At 41.6% G+C, this 1359-nt stretch carries 2 pseudogenes; both read right to left on the bottom strand.

The features are described 5' to 3' along the window. Positions 1-148: 148 nt before the first annotated feature. Positions 149-1090, bottom strand: a pseudogene (gene ylqF, locus H5202_RS22545) (ribosome biogenesis GTPase YlqF). A 130-nt stretch (positions 1091-1220) separates the two neighbouring features. Next, a pseudogene (locus tag H5202_RS22540) lies at positions 1221-1359 on the bottom strand (isopenicillin N synthase family oxygenase); the annotation flags it as partial.

The raw sequence follows: 1359 nt of genomic DNA, 5'->3' as shown, positions 1-1359 counted from the left end.
CTTAGTTAACTCTCCTTAGTTAACTAAGGAGAGTTAACTAAGGAGAGTTAACTAAGCTACTTATCTAGGCGACTTAAGCATGATAGTTCACTTCGAATATTAACAGCTAGGCCGGCATTGATGTTGACGACCTAGACTTTGATTCGGCTTAATCGTTATAACGTTTACCGGAGCGTTTAAGTTTCTCTTGCTCTATTTTCTGCTGTTTAATGAGTTCTTTCTCAGCTAATTTACGTATAACTTCCTCTTTTTCTACTTACGCCATTGCTGGGGTTTCAAGGCTTAATAGTCCGATTTTTCCTGAGCGGTATTCATGCAGTAATAGTTCAGATACTTTATGGTAATCAACTCGTGCACCAGGACGAAGTGCTCCGCGAGAACGACTGATAGCTTCGAGTAATTCGATATCGCTGGCTGGTAGTGATTCAAGCTTATAACGTTCGCAAATTTCGTTAGGATAGGCTTTAAGAAAATAGCCTGCAGCAAACATTGCCACATCTTCGTATTCCATTGCGGTATCTTTAATTGCACCAGTGACAGCAAGGCGATAGCTGCTGGCTTCATTGTCCACTTTTGGCCATAAAATGCCCGGAGTATCCGACAGTACTATTCCGTTACGTAAGTTAATACGTTGCTGACGTCTTGTGACTGCAGGTTCATTACCTGTTTTGGCTATAGTGCGACCCGCTAAGGTATTAATAATTGTAGATTTACCGACATTAGGAATACCCATGATCATGGTGCGAATGTCTTTTTCCATGATGTCACGGTGTGGCACCAGTTTACGGCAAAGATCAGGAATGCTTCTTACCATACCGGGTTGTAAACTTGTGATAGCTGATGCCTGAACGCCTTGTTCACGTTCTAGGTATTCAATCCATTGGGCGGTAACCTCAGGATCGGCTAAATCAGATTTATTGAGTAATTTAATGCAGGGTTTATCACCACGTAGTTGTGACACCATCGGATTTTCACTGCTGTATGGAATACGTGCATCGAGCACTTCAATAACGAGATCCACTTGAGGCATTGCCTCTTCGATCTCTTTACGTGCTTTGTGCATGTGTCCTGGATACCACTGAATTGCCATGATGTTGCCTTATAAACGGGAGAGTAAATACAATAAATACAAAAGTGATATTCTACCTCGTTAGCGGATTAAATGCATAAAAAAAGCGCCCGAAGGCGCTTAGTATCATTGTTAAATGAAGTATTAGTGTTTAAATAACACCTAATTCACGTAATCTTTCCTGTAAATAGCTGTCAGCGGTATAACGCTCTGATAACACCACTTCTGGACTAGGATGCAAAAACAGCGGTAATGAGATCCGCGATTTGGTTTTGTCTGTCCCTTCAGGG

The organism is Shewanella sp. SG41-4 (assembly GCF_014164505.1).
In the GTDB taxonomy this organism is placed as follows: domain Bacteria; phylum Pseudomonadota; class Gammaproteobacteria; order Enterobacterales; family Shewanellaceae; genus Shewanella.
This window is presented reverse-complemented; position numbering and strand designations above follow the sequence as displayed.